The sequence below is a fragment of the Flavobacterium sp. MFBS3-15 genome, from assembly GCF_026107645.2.
Lineage (GTDB): Bacteria > Bacteroidota > Bacteroidia > Flavobacteriales > Flavobacteriaceae > Flavobacterium.
Window position 1 is genome coordinate 20,662 of the sequence record NZ_JAPCHV010000006.1, and the last position, 17,670, is coordinate 38,331.

Genomic DNA, 17,670 nt, shown 5'->3' on the forward strand with positions numbered 1-17,670 from the left:
CCAGTACCTACCAGTTTTTGTATATTAGCTACCAGTTATAAATACAGATAGGTATGAAGATAATTAACCTCAATCCCCGCAGCAGCCTGCCCAAGTACAAGCAGATCATTCTGTCTGTTGAAACTGCCATTGCCGAAAAAAGGATTAGCCGCGGCGACAGGCTGCCATCAGTAAATAAAGTGGCACTGGAGTTTTCCCTTTCGCGCGACACAGTGCTGCAGGCTTACGATGAGCTAAAGAAACGCGGCATCATCTACTCAAGGTTGGGCAAAGGCTACTATATAAAGAGTGTGGAGTTCAGCTTTGAGCAGCGCATTTTCCTGCTTTTCGATGAGTTCAATACCTTTAAAGAAGACCTGTACAACTCGTTTATGGAAACTATGGCCAATAACGCCCAGATTGACATATTTTTCCATTACTTCAGCATCGAGGTTTTTAAAAAGCTGATTAACGAGAACAATGGCGATTATTCCAGGTATATCATTATGCCTACCACCTTAAAAGGTGCGGCAGCCATAATAAAATCGTTGCCGGTGAACGATGTGTACATCCTGGACCAGGCCAATGCCGAACTTCCCGACTACCCGTCTGTACACCAGAATTTTGTGAAGGACATGTATAACGGGCTAATGTCTGCGAAAGACAGGCTGGCCGCCTATAAGCGGCTTATCCTCATCTTTCCGGCCTTCAAACAGCCCCCCGATATGGCCCGGGGGTTTGCTGATTTTTGCAGGGACCATGCTTTTGACCATGAGATCATACCTGATTTTGAAGAAAGGACTATTGTTGAAGGCGATGTGTTTGTAATCCCTAACGACCGCCACCTGGTTGACGTTATCGAGCAGGCCAACCGCCAGGGGCTTGCAATGGGCAGTGATATTGGCATTATTTCCTACAATGATACGCCGCTGAAAAAAGTAGTTGGCAATGGCATTACGACCATCTCAACCGACTTCAGGGCGATGGGGCGCATATTGGCCGAAATGGTGTTGCAGCAGCAAAAAATACAGGTGGAGAACAAAAGCCGCCTGATTTTAAGGGGGTCGCTGTAGGATTTTTGGGAATAAAAAAGGGAACTTTACAGTTCCCTCAAGGCTATTTTACAGTAATTACATAGTACTTTTTCTTCCCGTGCTGTACCAGGATGTATTTTCCCAGGATGATGTCCTTTTCGGTCAGCAGGTAGCCTTCGTTAACTTTCTCCCTGTTAACCGAAATGGCATTGGCAGTAACCGCTTCCCTTGCCTTTCCGCGCGATGGGAATATGTTGGTAACATCGGCAAGTGCCAAAACGATATCAGTGCCTTCCTGCAATGCTGCGCTTGAAATCTCAGCGCCCATGAATTCCCCGAAGATATCGGTAAAAAATTCCTCGCTTTCGTTCTCCAGGTCTTCACGGATGAAGTTCGAGAATGCAAAGACTGATTTCTTGGCCGCCTCCTCAAAGTCTTCCCTGGAGTGTACGAAGGCCGTAACTTCTTCGGCCAGTTTCTTTTGGAGCACTCTCAGGTGTGGCGCTGCTGAATGTTCGGCAATTAACGCCTCAATGCCTTCTTTAGAAAGGAAAGTGAATATCTTAATATATTTCTCTGCATCGGCATCGCTGGTGTTAAGCCAAAACTGGTAGAACTTATATACCGATGTCTTGTCGGCATCCAGCCATACGTTGCCCCCTTCGGACTTCCCGAATTTTGAGCCGTCAGCTTTAGTAATAAGTGGGCAGGTCATGGCGTAGGCTTTGGCACCCTCGTCGTTCATGCGGCGTACCAGCTCGGTACCCGTAGTGATGTTGCCCCATTGGTCGCTTCCGCCCAGTTGCAGCAGGCAGTTGTATTCTTTATGCAGGTGGTAAAAATCGTAGCCCTGTATCAATTGGTAGGTAAACTCGGTAAACGACATGCCTGAACCGGCCTCGCCCGTAAGGCGCTTTTTTACCGAATCCTTCGCCATCATGTAGTTTACGGTAATGCGTTTGCCCACATCGCGTACAAACCCTATGAACGAGAATTCTTTCATCCAGTCGTAGTTGTTTACAAGCACCGGAGCATTGGCGTCTGCCGAATTGAAATCCAGGAAACGTGACAGCACGCGCTTGATGCCAGCAACATTCTTTTCCAATGCCGCTTCGTCAAGCAGGTTGCGCTCGTCCGACTTGCCCGACGGGTCGCCGATCATGCCGGTAGCCCCTCCCACAAGGGCAATGGGCTTATGCCCGCATTTTTGCAGGTGTACCAAAATGATTATAGGCACGAGGCTGCCGATGTGCAATGAATCGGAAGTGGGGTCAAAGCCGATATAGGCCGTTGTCATTTCCTTGTTCAGTTGCTCTTCGGTTCCCGGCATGATGTCGTGTACCATGCCCCTCCATCTCAGTTCTTCTACAAAATTTTTCATGTCTGCGTTTTAATAAGGTGCAAAAATACAAACCTGTGTGAAAAAACAGGAAGAAATACCTATAAATGCGCTGTAAAAAGTAAATTTGCACTTATGATATTAGTAACCGGCGGTACAGGATTGGTTGGCGCGCATTTGCTCCTGAAACTTACAGGCAATGGCATGCAGGTACGTGCATTGTACCGCAGTACTGCCTCTGTCACAAAAACCAAAAACCTTTTTACCCATTATGGGAAGCAGGAACAGTTTGAGGCCATCGAATGGGTTACCGGTGATGTGCTTGACATCCCCTCGCTTGAAGATGCCTTTCCAGGCATTGACTATGTATACCATTGTGCCGCGTATATTTCTTTCGACCCGCGCGATGAGGAACAAATACGCAAGACCAATATTGAGGGCACAGCCAACATGGTGAACCTTTCACTGGCGTATGGCGTTAAAAAATTCTGCCATGTCAGCTCAATAGCCGCTTTAGGCGATACCAAAGAGGATGGCGACACGATTACCGAGGAAACCGAGTGGAACCCGGAAGTGCGGCACGGCGATTATGCCCTGGCCAAGTATGGCGCCGAAATGGAAGTGTGGCGCGCCTGGCAGGAAGGGCTTAAAGTGGTAATAGTAAATCCGGGGCTTATATTTGGCTATGGGTTTTGGGAGCAGGGCAGCGGCGCTATTTTTCGTGCGGTGGCAAGAGGGCAGTATTTTTACACCCATGGCACCTGCGGTATGATTGCCGTAGAAGATGTGGTAACGATCATGATTGCCCTGATGGCTTCCGATATATCAGGAGAGCGCTATACTTTGGTTGGTGAAAACCTGCCGTACAGGCAATTGCTGAATGCCATCGCTGACGGCATGCATAAAAAACGCCCATCGATCGAAGCTACTAAATTGATGGCATCCATAGGATGGCGGATGGACTGGCTGCTGTCAAAACTGCTGATGCGCAAGCGGATGCTGACGCGTGGCATGGTGCGGTCTTCGTACGCGACGGATAAGTATTCCAATGAAAAGATTTTGGCGCAAACAGGCTATGCGTTTACTCCGCTGCTACCTTACGTGGCCGAACTTTCCCGGAACTATCCGAAGCTTTAACCGTTCTGGTACGCGGCCTGATCTTTGGGCCGGATGAAGTATCCCCGCCGGATGGCTTTACATCTTCTTTTTTAGTGAGGCCGTATTTAACCTTATCCTTAGCAATCTTTGCAGCTACTTTTTTTTGCATGTCTTCGTATTTCTCCATGTCTGAAGCATAGTACTCATGGCTCTGCGCAAAGGTCAGGCTGTCGGTTTTGTATTTTGTAAAGATATAGTGCTTCGCCTCCACTTTATTAGTGTCCAGCGCCTGCGGCATGAAAGAATTGATAGCCTGCAATACCGAGATGTCATACAGCATGTCTACCATTTTATCTTCGGATAAAAGGTTTTTAGGTTTCTCCACAGTCTCTTCGCCGCAGGAAAACAGCAGTAGTGATACCAGTATGAAGGCCAGTTTTTTCATGTTATCTGTCAAACAAAAGCCTTTCGCCGCAGCGCAGGTCTTTTACCTTAAAGTTAGTGTATACAAGGTTACCGTTTACAAAGGTATGGGTTATCCTGGATTTAAAGTTAACCCCTTCAAACGGCGACCATCCGCATTTGTACAAAATGTTCTCCTTTTTTACATTCCAGGGCAAGCCCGGGTTTACGATAACCAGGTCGGCATAATAGCCTTCTTTAATGAAGCCGCGCTTTTCGATGCGGAAAAGCTTTGCGGGATTGTGGGCCATCTTTTCCACGATCTTCTCTACCGAGATTTTTTTCTGGTGGTAGGCCTCAAACATCGCCACAACGGCGTGCTGCACCAGCGGCCCTCCCGAAGGCGAGCTTGTATAAGGGTTTTTCTTTTCTTCCAGTGTATGCGGTGCGTGGTCGGTGGCCACAACGTCTATCCTGTCATCCAGCAGGGCATCCCAAAGCGCCTGGCGGTCTTCGGCGGTCTTCACGGCCGGGTTCCATTTTATCAATGCGCCTTTAGTGTCATAATCGGCATCGCTGAACCATAGGTGATGGATGCATACTTCAGCCGTTATTTTTTTCTCCTCAAGGGGAATCTTATTGGTAAACAGTTCTGTTTCCTTTGCTGTGGAAACATGGAACACATGCAGCCTTGCGCCTGTTTTTTTAGCCAGCTCTATTGCCCTTGACGAGGAGATGTAGCAAGCCCCGGCACTGCGTATAAGAGGGTGGAACTTTACAGGGATGTCATCGCCGTATTCTTCTTTATATTTGGCAAGGTTCTCACGGATAGTGGCCTCGTCCTCGCAATGCGCCGCGATAAGCATCTTTGTGCTGCTGAATATCTTTTCCAGCACCGCCTCATCATCTACAAGCATATTGCCTGTAGAGGAACCCAGGAATAATTTGATGCCCGGTACATTTTTAGGATTGGTCTTCAGGATCTCCTCCAGGTTGTCGTTGGTACCGCCCATCATGAAGCCATAGTTGGCGTACGACGTTTCGGCAGCAATCCTGTACTTGTCTTCCAGCAGCTCCTGCGTTACGGCATTGGGCACTGTGTTGGGCTGTTCGATGAACGAGGTAATCCCGCCCGCCACGGCAGCGCGCGATTCGCTTTCAATATTGCCTTTGTGTGTAAGGCCGGGCTCACGGAAGTGCACCTGGTCGTCAATGGCACCCGGTATAAGGAAGTTCCCTTCGGCGTCAATCACCTTCACATCCGGCTTCGCACTGATGCTTTCGGCAATTTCTTTTATAAAGCTGTCTTCAATCAAAAGGTCACCTTCAAAAATGGTCCCTTCATTTACAATTTTGGCATTCTTTATTAAAATCCTGTTCATTTATCTCTTATAGTCGATTAAGCATTTTTTTCATTCGCAGCGTTATCACCCCAAAAATCGCCTCTTTAAAGATGGCCCCACTCATTTTGGATTCGCCTTTGGTACGGTCGGTAAATATGATCGGCACCTCCACGATGTTGAAGCCGTTGGCATACGCGCGATACTTCATCTCGATCTGGAATGCATAGCCCACAAATTTGATCCTGTCGAGGTTTACGCTTTCCAGCACCTTGCGTTTGTAGCATACAAAGCCCGCTGTAGTGTCGCGTATCGTCATGCCGGTAATGGCACGCACATACGATGAAGCATAATAAGACATCAGTACACGGCTCAACGGCCAGTTTACCACATTAACGCCTGTTACATAACGCGACCCGATGGACATGTCGGCACCTTTTTTGCAGGCTGCATACAGCTTCTCCAGGTCGTTCGGGTTATGGGAAAAATCGGCATCCATTTCAAAAATGTACTCGTATTTCCGGGCGATCGACCACTTAAACCCATGCACGTAGGCAGTGCCAAGCCCTGATTTTATGGCCCTTACCTCCAAAAAGAGCTTTCCGTCGTATTCCTGTTGCAGTTCTCTCACCTTTTGGGCGGTTCCGTCAGGCGAATTATCATCTACGATCAGTACATCAAAAGGGGTATCAAGTGAGAATACCGCCCTGATAATGGCCTCAATATTTTCAATCTCGTTATAAGTTGGGATTATAACAATGCCGTCGTTCATGTGACCCGCTGAATTTTTGTGCAAAAATAACGTATTTCTAACGCCGAAAAGCATAATTAAAGTATAATTAAATAAGCGATTGCAAAAAATAGTAATTTTGCACCCATGGACGATTTGGTTTTACATATGCGGGATGCAGGCGGCAAGGATTGGGCAACCATCCTGTTCGTGTTGTGCTTTGGCCTTATCGCCATCAACAGGGCAGTATTCGAAACACGGTTTGCCGAATTCATAAAGCTTGCCGTGTCCGATAAATATACCAAGATATACAAGGACAGCGGCAACTTGCTGAGCTGGTTTACCATCTCGTTCTTTTTTATCCAGGTAATCTCATTTACCTTCCTGCTGCAATTCCTGCTGAGCTATTTCCACCTGGCCGAAAAAACAAGCTGGGTGTCGTTCATACAGCTGTTCACTTTCATCGCTGTTTTTATACTGGCGAAATTCCTGATTGAGAAGATTATCGCCACTTCCTTCAACATAGAGGAGTTCAATGAGCAGTTCAACCTGCAAAAAGTAAATTACCGCACCTATATCGGGCTCTTGCTGCTTCCTGTGAATGTGATTCTGTTTTACAATGATGCCATACCGCCCATTGTATTATATGTAATTATTGCCGCAATATTAGGTGCAAGCGTGTTTTCTTACCTTATTTCATTAAGGATATATCAAAATTTGATACTGGGCAAATTATTTTATTTTATTTTGTATCTTTGCGCACTTGAAATAGCACCCTATTATTTCATGTATTATTGGTTTACAAAAAGCTAGAAAAGAATTGCTATTAATATGAAAGTGAAAACTATACTGGTTTCGCAGCCTGAACCTAAAGTAGACAACTCGCCGTACTTCGAGATACAGCAAAAACTAAAGGTTAAAGTCGACTTCAGGCCATTTATCCACGTGGAGGGTGTTACAGCTAAAGACGTCAGAGCGCAAAAGATTGACCTGAACAATTACACAGCGATAATCCTTACAAGCAAAAACTCAATAGACCACTTTTTCCGTGTGGCAGAGGAAATGCGCTTCAAGGTGCCTGAAAACCTGAAGTACTTTTGCCAGAGCGAGGCCATTGCCTTTTACCTGCAGAAATATGTAGTGTACAGAAAAAGGAAAATTTATGTCGGCCAGAAGGATTTTGCAGATTTGTCGCCGCTTATCAAAAAATACAAGGATGAGAAGTTCCTGCTTCCTGCATCCGACCAGCTTAACTTTGACATACCCCAAACGTTAAACAACCTTAAGGTAGACTGGACTCCCGGTACTTTCTATAAAACCGTGATGAGCGACCTGAGCGACCTCAAGGATGTGTATTATGATGTGCTTGCTTTTTTCAGCCCTACAGGTATTAAGTCACTGTTCAAAAATTTTCCCGACTTCCAGCAGAACAATACTCGCATAGCGGTTTTTGGGAGCACTACACAGAAGGAAGCCCTGGATCACGGACTTCGCGTAGATATCATGGCCCCGACACCGGATACCCCATCCATGACCATGGCGCTTGAGAAGTACATCGTAAAAGCGAATAAAGAGAAATAGATTCACTTTAATAAAATAATAATAGCCGCTTTTTGAGCGGCTATATTTTTATATCAGAGTTTGAGTTTGGATTGCTTTCTTCCAAATAATGAACGGCAGCCAAAAAAAAACCGCCCCTTTTACAGGGCGGCCTTCTTTCCAAAAAACATCTATTCTAAAATTCACATTATGCCAACGGTCCGCCGGCCATAATTTCGTCATTGGCAAACTCTTCAAACTTGGCAAAGTTCTTCCTGAAAGCATCTGCAAGCTCAAGCGCCTGGGCATCATAAGCCTCCTTGTCAGACCATGTATCCCTTGGGTTCAGCACATCATTCGGAACATTAGGGCAGGTTTGCGGTATGGCAAGGCCAAATACTTTGTGGTTTTCAAAAGCCACGTTTTCAAGTTCACCATTCAGGGCGGCAGTAATCATTGCCCTGGTATATTTTAGTTTCATCCTGTGGCCGGTGCCATAAGCGCCTCCGGTCCATCCGGTATTGATAAGCCAAACGTTTACGCCGGCATCTGTCATCTTTTTTATAAGCATTTCAGCATATTTTGCAGGGTGCAACGGCATGAAAGGTGCGCCAAAGCATGCTGAAAATGTGGTTTGCGGCTCATTGACACCCGCCTCTGTACCTGCAACTTTTGCCGTATAGCCGGAAATGAAGTAGTAAGCCGCCTGTCCCGGTGTCAGTTTAGAGATTGGGGGCAGTATACCGAATGAGTCGGCGCTAAGGAAGAATATGTTCTTCGGGTTATCGCCGACAGAGCCTGGCTGTATGTTGTCTATATGGTAAATCGGGTAGCTCACACGTGTGTTTTGCGTAATGGAGCTGTCGGTATAATCTACCTCATTTGTACCCGGTTTGAAAATAACATTCTCAAGGATGGCGCCGCGCTTTATGGCCCTGAAGATATCCGGTTCAGTCTCTTCCGTAAGGTTGATCACTTTTGCGTAGCAACCACCCTCAAAGTTGAATACGGTATTTTCATTGGTCCATCCGTGCTCGTCGTCGCCTATCAGCTTGCGCTTAGGGTCTGCAGACAAAGTAGTCTTGCCCGTACCCGAAAGCCCAAAGAATATGGCAGTATCACCCTGTTCGCCTACATTGGCGCTGCAGTGCATCGGGAAGGTATCTTTAAACACAGGAAGGATAAAGTTAAGCGCAGAGAAAATGCCTTTCTTCATTTCGCCGGTATATCCTGTACCGCCAATAAGGGCGATTTTCCTTGTAAAATCAAGTATTGCAAAATTGTGCGATCGGGTTCCGTCCACAGCAGGATCTGCCATGAAGCCGGGAGCGCACACTACATGCCATTCCGGTGTAAATTCATCAAGCTCATGCTCTTCAGGGCGAAGGAACATGTTGTAGCAAAAAAGGTTAGACCATGCTGTTTCGGTAACTACCCTTACATCCATACGGTAATTGGCATCCGAACATACATAGCTGTCGCGCACGAACACCTCTTTCCCCGAAAGATAAGCGGCTACTTTTTTGTGAAGCGCATCAAATTTGTCACTATCAAAAGGAATGTTTACGTTGCCCCACCAAACTTTGTCAGCGGTAATGTTATCTTTTACGATAAAACGGTCCTGTGGCGACCTTCCGGTAAACTCACCTGTATTGATGGCAAGTGCGCCTGTTGAGCTTTCTACACCCTGCCCGTTTTCAATAGTAATGTTGTGCAGTTCGTCCGGAGACAACTGGTATCTTATATGAGCATCTTTAATTCCTATATTCTCCAGCGAAATCGTTTTCGTGAAAAGGCCGTAATTGTCCATACTTTTTACAATGTGTTGAGTTGTTTCAAAGGGCAAATGTAAAAAATAATTTGTTACAAAATAAGGATTTGGAAAAAAATTATCCTTTTCGTTTCATTATGTTTAAAAATAACACCACCCATGCCAGTATTAGTAATAATCCTCCAATTGGCGTAATAAAGCCAATTTTGCCGAAATCAAAGGAAAAGAGCGCATTACAGGCTAAAAAATAGATTGAAAACGAAAAAAACAAAACCCCTGAAACAGTAAGCCATAAAACTGCTTTTTTCGCCTTTTCGGATACGAGTGAAGTGGTCCCTACAAAAAGCAAAAACAGCGCATGGTACATTTGGTAGCGAACACCTGTTTCGAAAACAATTATCTTATCCGGCTCGATGAGCTCTTTAAGGCCATGTGCCCCAAATGCGCCTAAAATAATTCCTATTGCTCCCAAAACTGCTGCTACGGCTATAATTTTTCTGTCCATGGTATTTATTTTGAAGGTAAAGTTAAAAAGTTTTTGAGCAAATACTTCTGAAAAAGTTTTCGGGAATATAACATTTGATTAATTTCGTGTTAGAATTTACGAAAAACACAAATAATGAGGAATATTTTAATTATTGGCGCAGGCCGTTCGGCTTCGTCACTAATAGAATACCTGTTGAATAAAGCGGAGGCCGAAAACCTCCATATTACGATAGGCGACCTTTCGGTAGAGCTGGCAGAGCGCAAAACCAAAGGGCACCCAAGGGCTTCGGCCATTACCTTTGATATTTTTGATGAAGACCAGCGCAGGGAAGAAATAAGCAAGGCCGATGTGGTAATTTCCATGCTGCCGGCCCACCTGCACTACGAGGTGGCTAAAGATTGCATTACCCATAAAAAACACATGGTTACGGCATCCTACATCAGCCCGGCCATGCAGGAGCTTGACAGCCAGGTTGTGGCCAATAACCTCATTTTCATGAACGAGATTGGGCTCGACCCGGGTATCGACCACATGAGCGCAATGAAGATCATCGAGGAGATTCGTGACAAAGGAGGCAAAGTGCTGTTGTTTGAGTCATTCTGTGGCGGCCTTGTGGCACCGGAGAGTGACAATAACCTGTGGAATTATAAGTTTACCTGGAACCCGCGCAACGTGGTGCTTGCCGGGCAGGGTGGTGCCGCCAAGTTCATACAGGAAGGCACTTACAAGTATATCCCCTATAATAAATTGTTTCGCCGCACGGAGTTCATGGATGTAGAAGGCTATGGGCGCTTTGAAGGCTATGCCAACCGCGACTCCCTCAAATACCGCAGCGTTTACGGCCTCGATGATGCACTCACGCTATACCGGGGCACGCTCAGGAGGGTAGGCTTTTCTAAGTCGTGGAATATGTTCATACAATTGGGAATGACTGAAGACACCTATGTGATGGAGAATTCAGAAACCATGAGCTACCGTGAGTTTACCAATTCATTCCTGCCGTACCATCCTACCGATTCGGTAGAGCTAAAATTAAGGCATATCCTTAAGATAGACCAGGACGACATCCAGTGGGACAAGCTTGTAGAGCTCGACCTGTTTAATGATGATAAGATTGTCGGCCTCCGCAATGCTACTCCTGCGCAGATATTGGAGAAGATACTGTCTGACAAATGGACCCTGAACGCTGCCGACAAGGATATGATCGTGATGTACCACAAAATCGGATATGAGATAAACGGCCATCAACAACAAGTTGATGCAACCATGGTGTGCATAGGCGACGACCAAACCTATACCGCTATGGCCAAAACGGTTGGCCTGCCTGTAGCAATGGCTGCACTCCAGATACTCAACGGAAATATAACAACACCGGGCGTACAGCTTCCGATAAACAGGGAAGTTTATCTTCCGATACTAAAAGAACTTGAAGAATTTGGGGTTGTCTTTAATGAAAAGCATGTTCCGTACCAGGGCTACAACCCGGACAATGTAGCAAGCTAATCCCACTTAACTAACCCAAACTCCGAAACCTCCCGCTAACTACGGGAGGTTTCATTTTTTAGACGCTTTCAATTTCACCTACATTAGAAATCTTAAATGCAAATTACCTGATATCTTCTATAATCGAAATGACACGGACTACCTCTCATTTCATATCAAAATCGCTATATTTGATTTAAAATCATAACCCATGAAGATCAATTCGCTTCAAATAGAAATCGACGGTATTGATAAGGAAATATTGCGGGACCTTATGGAAGATGCCCGCAAGCCCATTTTGCAGATCGCTTCGAAAATAGGCATATCGGGCGCAGCCATCCACCAACGGCTACGGAAACTGGAGCAGGCCGGGGTAATATCAGGTTCGCGGTTTATTGTCGACACGAGAGTGCTGGGGTACAGTACAATGGCATTTGTAGGCATCTATCTTGAAAAAGCCTCCAGCAATTCCGAAGCGGTAAAAGACCTCCGCAAGATTCCCGAAGTTTTGGAATGCCATTATACTACGGGAAACTGGTCCATCCTCATAAAGATCATCTGCCGTGATAATGAACACCTCATGCAGCTCCTCAACAACAAGATACAGCCCATACCGGGAGTGTCGCGTACCGAAACATTCATTTCACTGGACCAGCAAATAGACAGGCAGATACAGGTATAATTTCAGATTTCAGAAGGTAGATTTCAGATTGGGCTGCACTCAGCCGGATGAGTATTTCTTGTAGGGATTAAACCAAAAAAAACCGCCGGATATCCTGGCGGTTTTTGGGAATAAATATATAGAAAGGGAAATTAATCCCTTGAACCTCCGAATATCCTGAGGCCGAAATACACCAGCATCGCCAGCGATCCCAACGCAGCAACCACATAGGTGCGTGCCGCCCATTTCAATGAATCTTCGGCTCCGGCATATTCCTGTTGGGTCAGCATGTTTTTGTTTTTCAACCAAGCCAGGGCACGGTTGCTCGCATCATACTCTACCGGAAGGGTAATGAAGGTGAACAGCGTTGTGATGGCATACAGAATGAAGCCTGCAACAGCCATATAATAGCCAAGACCCATTTGCGCTCCTAACGCAAGGCTGATACCAATGAATATCAATATCTGCGAAAGGTTGGAAGATACATTCACCAGAGGTACCATCTTAGAGCGGAACGCCAGCATACTATAGGCTGTGGCGTGCTGTACGGCGTGGCCAACCTCGTGTGCCGCTACCGCCGCCGCTGCCGCATTGCGCTGGTTGTATACGGCCTCGCTAAGGTTTACTGTTTTTTTTAACGGATTGTAATGGTCGGTCAGATGCCCCCGTTCTGAAACAACCCTTACATCATATATTCCATTATCATTTAGCATTTTTTGAGCTATCTCGGCACCGCTCATGCCGTTGCGAAGGTGCACTTTTGAATAATATTCAAACTTGCTTTTCAGCCTAGCGCTTACAGCGAAACTTACGAGTGCTATCGCGCCAATGATTATCCAATAATAAATATCTCCGTACAACATATTCAATTCGTTTTTATTGATTTACATAAAGCTAATCAAATTACGAACCAATCTGTACTAACGAAAGGTTAATGCCGTTTTGGCGGATTGCCTGACGAAATTTCAGGCTATTTAACCGAAATTATAAATGCTTTTTTGAGCTTATCGGATCTGGACATACCGCCCGGATTGCATCCGGGAAGCCCTTCGGGGATGGGTTTGCCCATAGCATTATAGTATTCTGTCCAGGCAGTGAAAAACTCATCCTTCCCCGGCTGTTTGTAGGTCATTGGCGAAAGTTCGAAAAATGGCTTGCCGCCATTGGCAAACAGGAATGCGTCATATATAAGTTCCGAGCAGTAGTAGGCACCGTTGTTGTACACATATTCATCGTCATAGGGCACACCAAGCTGTTTCAGTGAAAAATCAATGGCTGTTGGGATAAGGTGGCGGTATTTTTCTTTCAGTCGCAGTACGGGCATGTCCTTTTTGGTGTTTTTCGAAAATTTCTCCAGTGTGGTAAGGCGTACGGCACTGCCTGCCGCTTCAATGACGTACAGGGTATCATTACGATGGTATACCATGCCCATGTGGCTAAAGTCCTTTCCGTCATATCCTTCGGTCACGGCTTCAATGGCATCGCACAGCGGTCCGCAATCCATGTCCTGGAAAATGAGGTCGCCGTCATTCAACAGGTTTACTGAATCTCCTTCAACGATTTGTGAAGATGCAGGCAGGGTAAAAATAAGGAAAAGCAACATCAGGTATCTCATAGCCCAAAGTTAGTGATTGCAACGCCAAGGCTGATGCTCCCGGCATATTTATATTCATAAATAGGAAAATCGCTCGCACTGAAGTCAAGGAAGATGGAGCCCGTGTTGTCAAATATCAGCCCGAGCCTGTACTTTTGGTACGCTCCTGAAAGATCGCCCCGCCCCAATGCATAACTCCAGCCATAGCCCGCCTGCATATAAATATTGGTTTCTTCCCAAATCTGCGGGGTAAACAGTATACTGCCGTACACCGGCGCATATACCAGTTTTTCGGTCGCAAGCCAGTCGATGCCGGTATTCGCACTGATGCCTACCCACGATTTGTAATGCACGCCAAATCCAATGTTGGCACTAAGGCCGTTTGGTATGATATAATCCAATACATTTGGTTTGTAGTCTTCACCCGTTTCCGCATAGTACTCCTGTATCTCGTCGGTATACGGATTTGCACGGATAGGGACCGAAACCGACAGCTGCCCAAATATGAATTCGGCCGCAGGCTTGTCGCCCGGATCGGAATGGGTAATGAATACGGTTTCTTTCTTTTCGTCATCGTCCTGGCTGAAGCAGGAGAGTGATATGATGAGTAAAAAAGAGCTAAGGGTAGATTTGAAGGTTGGCATCGTCAGTTGGGTTAGAAAGTAAAAAGACTGAAACCTATGGTAAAGGTTCCTGTTTCGCGGATGTCTTTCAGGGGATAGCCAAACAGGCTACCGTCGATGAATAGGCACATTTCATTATCAAACAGGATGCCCAAACGGTATTTCTGGTAGGTGCCGTTTAGGTCACCGCGGCCTAATGCATAGGCTTGCCCAAGTCCTGCCTGCAACAACACGCTGGTATCTTTGTTGAAGTGTGGGTTTAGGGTAAGTATGCCATATATAGGCACCGATACCAGCTTTTGCATGATGCGCCAGTCAATGCCCGTGTTTACGCTGAGGCCAACCCATTTTTTCAGGTGGATGCCCGCCCCGCCATGCAGGCTGATGCCATCGGGGATGAACCATGGCTCACTTTCTTCGGTTACGGGGTCGTAATTGCCACGGTTGGGGTTAAGGTTAAACGGAACACCCAGGGCAACCTGCGTAAAAAGCATCCCATTCTCTTTTTCTTCGGGGGAGGAATAGGTCTGGTAAACGGTATCCTGCGCAAACAGGCTTACGGATGCCAGCAGTACAAAACTAAGCAGTGCGGTCTTCAAGTCCATTTTCAAAAGCTTCAGGTGATATACCATCTTCAACGGAAAATGCACCAATTTTCGTACGCCGCAATGCCGTTAAATGTGCGCCTGAATGGAGTGCGATGCCAAAGTCATGTGCCAGCGAGCGAATGTAGGTGCCTTTGCTGCACACCACCCTGAAATCCACTTCGGGCAGGGCAATGCGGGTAATCTCAAATTCGTGTATGGTCGTTTTGCGGGCAGCGATCTCTACTTCCTCGCCTTTCCGGGCGTGTTCGTACAAGCGCTTGCCGTCTTTTTTTATGGCCGAAAATACAGGTGGTTTTTGGTCGATTTCCCCTAAAAATTGCGGGAGCGTATCGTGAATAAGAGCTTCATCAATATGCTCTGTGGGAAAGGTAGCGTTCACTTCGGTTTCCAGGTCATAGGAGGGTGTGGTTGCGCCAAGGTAAAACGTACCAGTATATTCCTTTTCCATGCCCTGCAATTCAGAGATGCGCTTTGTGAATTTTCCGGTGCATACAATCAGCAGGCCTGTAGCCAGTGGATCGAGCGTTCCTGCATGGCCCACTTTTATCTTTTTGAGGCCAAGGTGCTTTTTGAGGCTCCACTTTACTTTATTCACTGCCTGGAACGAGCTCCATTGCAACGGCTTGTCTATAAGTACAACTTTTCCTTCGAGGAATTCTTCGGGTGTGGCCAAGGCTGATAATTTAATTTGAATTCAGTTTTAACACGCCGCTTGTCACTTCGAGCGCAGTCGGGAAGCAAAAAAGATAAGAATATCTCATTCCGACTGCGCTCAATGTGACATTCTTATCTTTTTTGTTATGGCGAGTAATAAACAGCATTGTTATTTATACATTGTAAAATATGCCAGAAGCGCTGCACCGGCTATGATGCGGTACCAGCCCCAGGGCTTGAACCCATATTTTTTGATAACGCCGATAAAGCCTTTAATGGCAATGATGGCCACTACAAACGCAATGATGCTGCCAATCGCGAAAAGCTTCAGGTTGTCGCCTTCCATCATCAGTTCGTAGCCTTTCGTTTCGGCAGAACCGTATTCTTTTATCAGGATAGAATAGGTAGTTACGGCCAGCATGGTAGGCACGGCAAGGAAGAATGAGAACTCCGCTGCAGCCTGGCGCGTAAGCCCCTGCTGCATCCCGCCGATAATGGAAGCTGCCGCACGGCTTGTGCCGGGCATCATGGCCAGGCATTGCCAAACCCCTATGGTTATTGCTTTCTTCACAGTAATGTCTTCTTCCTTGAATACGGTGGGGTTTTTAAAGTAATTATCTACAAACAGCAGTACAACACCACCCACAATAAGGACAATGGCGATGGGAACAGGATTACCCAGGACCTCTTCTATCATTTCATCGAACAGCTTGCCAAGCAATAGTGCGGGTATTACCGCAAGGGCAAGCTTCATGTAAAAATCGATTTTAGTGAAATCGAAGAACTTTTTCCAGTACAATGCCACTACCGCAAGTATAGCTCCCAATTGGATGGATACCTGGAAGAGCTTTACGAAATCGTCCTCCTGGATGCCATAATACGAACTGGCAAAAACCATGTGCGCGGTGGAGGAAATGGGCAAATACTCGGTAAGGCCTTCAATGATGGCAATGATGATGGCTTGGATAAAATCCATTTATTTCTTCTTTTTGTTGGTGAAGTTCTTGATTGGCTGCTCTTCCACAAGCCTGTCGGATGCCGGTGCAGGGGTTCCCGCCTTGCTGTCTTCACGAAGTTCGGCTACGGGTGTGCCCGGGTTTTTCAGGATGGCATAAATGGTAACGCCAAAGCCTATCAGGACCATTGTTGGCGCAAGCCTTATCCTTCTCCAGCTGAAAATATCCTCGCTGAAAACATTCGGGTCATCGCTGCCGCCCCCGGCCATGAGGATGAAGCCCAATGCAATCACGCCAAGGCCAATGAGCAATATCGTATAATTTACCTTTTCAAAAAGGAAGGTGGTCTTTATTTCGTTGTTCATTTTTTTTGTTTCAGGTTTAAAGTTTCAGGTTTTTTGCCTGTTCTGTGTGTTTCATCCGTCTAACAGTTTGTTATTTGGAATTTGTCATTTGGAATTTTAATAAAGGTCATCTGTCCTCAGGTTCAGGAATCGCTGCGTGGCAAAGAACGTACTTATCGCTGCAATGATGATACCGAACACCAGCACGCCGCCCAGCACGATGGCTGTCGGCATCCAGTCTTCCCAAATGTTCAATACAGGGAACTCGCCGTCGAGCCAGTAGACAATGTACACCAGTGCAAGTATGGCCAGGAATGCCCCAATGAAGCCAAGCCTCATGCCTTTCCATACATAAGGCCTGCGGATGAACGCCTTGGTCGCGCCCACCATCTGCATGGTCTTGATGGTAAAGCGATGGGAGTAGATGGAAAGCCTCAGCGCGCTGTTGATGAGGAGCATAGCAATGGCTACCAGCACCCCGCTGAGGATGAGTATCCAGAATGTAATCTTTTCTATGTTCTCATTCGCAAGGCCTACCAAAGCCGAATCGTAGCTCACATCTCCCACTATTGGGTTTGCCCGCAACTGCACCTCGATTTCCTTGATGCTGTCGGGTTGTACGAAGCCGCCTTTCAGGTGTACGTCATACGAATCCAACAAAGGGTTATTGTCGAGGAGTGTTTCGTAATCACCTACGATGTCCGGGTTGTTCTTGGCTGCATCTTCCTTGGAAACATATACATAGTCTTTAATATAAGCGGAGTTTTTCAGCTCGTTGCCAAACGCCTGCTTGAGGCTGTCGGGCGAATCGCGCTTAAAATAAACCGTCATGGGGATGTTCTCCTTCACGTGGCTTGAAATCTTCTCGGTATTGATTACGAAAAGCCCCAGTGCACCCAACAGGGTAAGCACGATGAAAATGCAGAGTATAACCGAAAAATAGGAGGTGATAACGCGCCTTTTCTGGAATTTTTCGAAAGATGATGCCATAGGTTCTGTTTTAGCGGTAAAAATAAATAAAGAATTTGT

General features: G+C 46.3%; 19 protein-coding genes and 1 pseudogene. 6 read left to right on the plus strand and 14 right to left on the minus strand.

What is annotated here, in order from left to right:
- Positions 1–53 precede the first annotated feature (53 nt).
- A complete protein-coding gene (locus OGH69_RS06310; protein WP_265173606.1) occupies positions 54–1,052 on the plus strand; it encodes a GntR family transcriptional regulator in 999 nt (332 codons plus the stop codon).
- 43 nt (positions 1,053–1,095) lie between these two features.
- On the opposite strand, the gene tyrS is transcribed toward OGH69_RS06310, so the two are convergent.
- Positions 1,096–2,394, minus strand: coding sequence for a tyrosine--tRNA ligase (gene tyrS, locus OGH69_RS06315; protein ID WP_265173607.1), 1,299 nt, complete (start codon positions 2,392–2,394; stop codon positions 1,096–1,098).
- A gap of 93 nt (positions 2,395–2,487) precedes the next feature.
- Here tyrS and OGH69_RS06320 point away from each other — a divergent pair, with 93 nt between their 5' ends.
- Positions 2,488–3,489: an NAD-dependent epimerase/dehydratase family protein gene (locus tag OGH69_RS06320; RefSeq protein WP_265173608.1), complete on the plus strand. Its 1,002-nt coding sequence runs from the start codon at positions 2,488–2,490 to the stop codon at positions 3,487–3,489.
- Here OGH69_RS06320 and OGH69_RS06325 read toward each other — a convergent pair.
- From OGH69_RS06325 to OGH69_RS06335, 3 genes are read right to left on the minus strand one after another with little or no spacing between them, the layout of a single operon-like run.
- Positions 3,434–3,895 carry a DUF4296 domain-containing protein gene (locus OGH69_RS06325; protein WP_265173609.1) on the minus strand — a complete coding sequence of 154 codons (462 nt, stop codon included), beginning with the start codon at positions 3,893–3,895 and terminating at the stop codon, positions 3,434–3,436. The two genes, OGH69_RS06320 and OGH69_RS06325, sit on opposite strands and share 56 nt — an antisense overlap.
- A gap of 1 nt (position 3,896) precedes the next feature.
- Positions 3,897–5,234 carry a dihydroorotase gene (locus tag OGH69_RS06330; protein WP_265173610.1) on the minus strand — a complete coding sequence of 446 codons (1,338 nt, stop codon included), beginning with the start codon at positions 5,232–5,234 and terminating at the stop codon, positions 3,897–3,899.
- A 7-nt stretch (positions 5,235–5,241) separates the two neighbouring features.
- Complete coding sequence (locus OGH69_RS06335) at positions 5,242–5,964, minus strand: polyprenol monophosphomannose synthase (RefSeq protein WP_265173611.1); 723 nt, start codon at positions 5,962–5,964, stop codon at positions 5,242–5,244.
- Positions 5,965–6,069: 105 nt separating this feature from the next.
- On the opposite strand from OGH69_RS06335, the gene OGH69_RS06340 reads away from it, so the two are divergent.
- A complete protein-coding gene (locus OGH69_RS06340) occupies positions 6,070–6,735 on the plus strand; it encodes a DUF4271 domain-containing protein (RefSeq protein WP_265173612.1) in 666 nt (221 codons plus the stop codon).
- Positions 6,736–6,753: 18 nt separating this feature from the next.
- On the plus strand, positions 6,754–7,503 hold the full coding sequence (locus OGH69_RS06345) for a uroporphyrinogen-III synthase (RefSeq protein ID WP_265173613.1): 750 nt from the start codon (positions 6,754–6,756) through the stop codon (positions 7,501–7,503).
- Positions 7,504–7,669: 166 nt separating this feature from the next.
- Here OGH69_RS06345 and pckA read toward each other — a convergent pair whose 3' ends face one another.
- Positions 7,670–9,271 (minus strand): phosphoenolpyruvate carboxykinase (ATP), encoded by a 1,602-nt coding sequence (gene pckA, locus OGH69_RS06350; protein ID WP_265173614.1) that lies wholly within the window; start codon positions 9,269–9,271, stop codon positions 7,670–7,672.
- A gap of 79 nt (positions 9,272–9,350) precedes the next feature.
- Positions 9,351–9,737, minus strand: a complete 387-nt coding sequence (locus OGH69_RS06355; protein ID WP_265173615.1) for a DUF423 domain-containing protein — start codon at positions 9,735–9,737, stop codon at positions 9,351–9,353.
- A 114-nt stretch (positions 9,738–9,851) separates the two neighbouring features.
- On the opposite strand from OGH69_RS06355, the gene OGH69_RS06360 reads away from it, so the two are divergent.
- Positions 9,852–11,222, plus strand: a complete 1,371-nt coding sequence (locus OGH69_RS06360; protein ID WP_265173616.1) for a saccharopine dehydrogenase family protein — start codon at positions 9,852–9,854, stop codon at positions 11,220–11,222.
- Between the two features lie 190 nt (positions 11,223–11,412).
- Positions 11,413–11,883, plus strand: coding sequence for an Lrp/AsnC family transcriptional regulator (locus tag OGH69_RS06365; RefSeq protein WP_265173617.1), 471 nt, complete (start codon positions 11,413–11,415; stop codon positions 11,881–11,883).
- Between the two features lie 131 nt (positions 11,884–12,014).
- Here the strand turns inward: OGH69_RS06365 and OGH69_RS06370 are convergent, their stop codons facing one another.
- From OGH69_RS06370 to OGH69_RS06405, 8 genes and pseudogenes are all read right to left on the minus strand, one after another.
- On the minus strand, positions 12,015–12,725 hold the full coding sequence (locus tag OGH69_RS06370) for a zinc metallopeptidase (RefSeq protein ID WP_265173618.1): 711 nt from the start codon (positions 12,723–12,725) through the stop codon (positions 12,015–12,017).
- 107 nt (positions 12,726–12,832) lie between these two features.
- On the minus strand, positions 12,833–13,477 hold the full coding sequence (locus OGH69_RS06375; protein WP_265173619.1) for a YiiX/YebB-like N1pC/P60 family cysteine hydrolase: 645 nt from the start codon (positions 13,475–13,477) through the stop codon (positions 12,833–12,835).
- Positions 13,474–14,100, minus strand: a complete 627-nt coding sequence (locus OGH69_RS06380) for a hypothetical protein (RefSeq protein WP_265173620.1) — start codon at positions 14,098–14,100, stop codon at positions 13,474–13,476. The genes OGH69_RS06375 and OGH69_RS06380 overlap by 4 nt, the downstream gene beginning before the upstream one ends.
- Before the next feature lie 11 nt (positions 14,101–14,111).
- Positions 14,112–14,684, minus strand: a complete 573-nt coding sequence (locus tag OGH69_RS06385; RefSeq protein ID WP_265173621.1) for a hypothetical protein — start codon at positions 14,682–14,684, stop codon at positions 14,112–14,114.
- Complete coding sequence (gene truB / locus OGH69_RS06390) at positions 14,659–15,360, minus strand: tRNA pseudouridine(55) synthase TruB (protein ID WP_265173622.1); 702 nt, start codon at positions 15,358–15,360, stop codon at positions 14,659–14,661. Before truB ends, OGH69_RS06385 begins: the two co-directional genes overlap by 26 nt.
- Positions 15,361–15,510: 150 nt before the next feature.
- On the minus strand, positions 15,511–16,317 hold the full coding sequence (locus tag OGH69_RS06395) for an undecaprenyl-diphosphate phosphatase (RefSeq protein WP_265173623.1): 807 nt from the start codon (positions 16,315–16,317) through the stop codon (positions 15,511–15,513).
- A gap of 117 nt (positions 16,318–16,434) precedes the next feature.
- A pseudogene (locus tag OGH69_RS06400) lies at positions 16,435–16,662 on the minus strand (DUF3098 domain-containing protein); the annotation flags it as partial.
- A gap of 96 nt (positions 16,663–16,758) precedes the next feature.
- Positions 16,759–17,631 (minus strand): cell division protein FtsX, encoded by an 873-nt coding sequence (locus tag OGH69_RS06405; RefSeq protein WP_265173624.1) that lies wholly within the window; start codon positions 17,629–17,631, stop codon positions 16,759–16,761.
- Between the last annotated feature and the right edge of the window lie 39 nt (positions 17,632–17,670).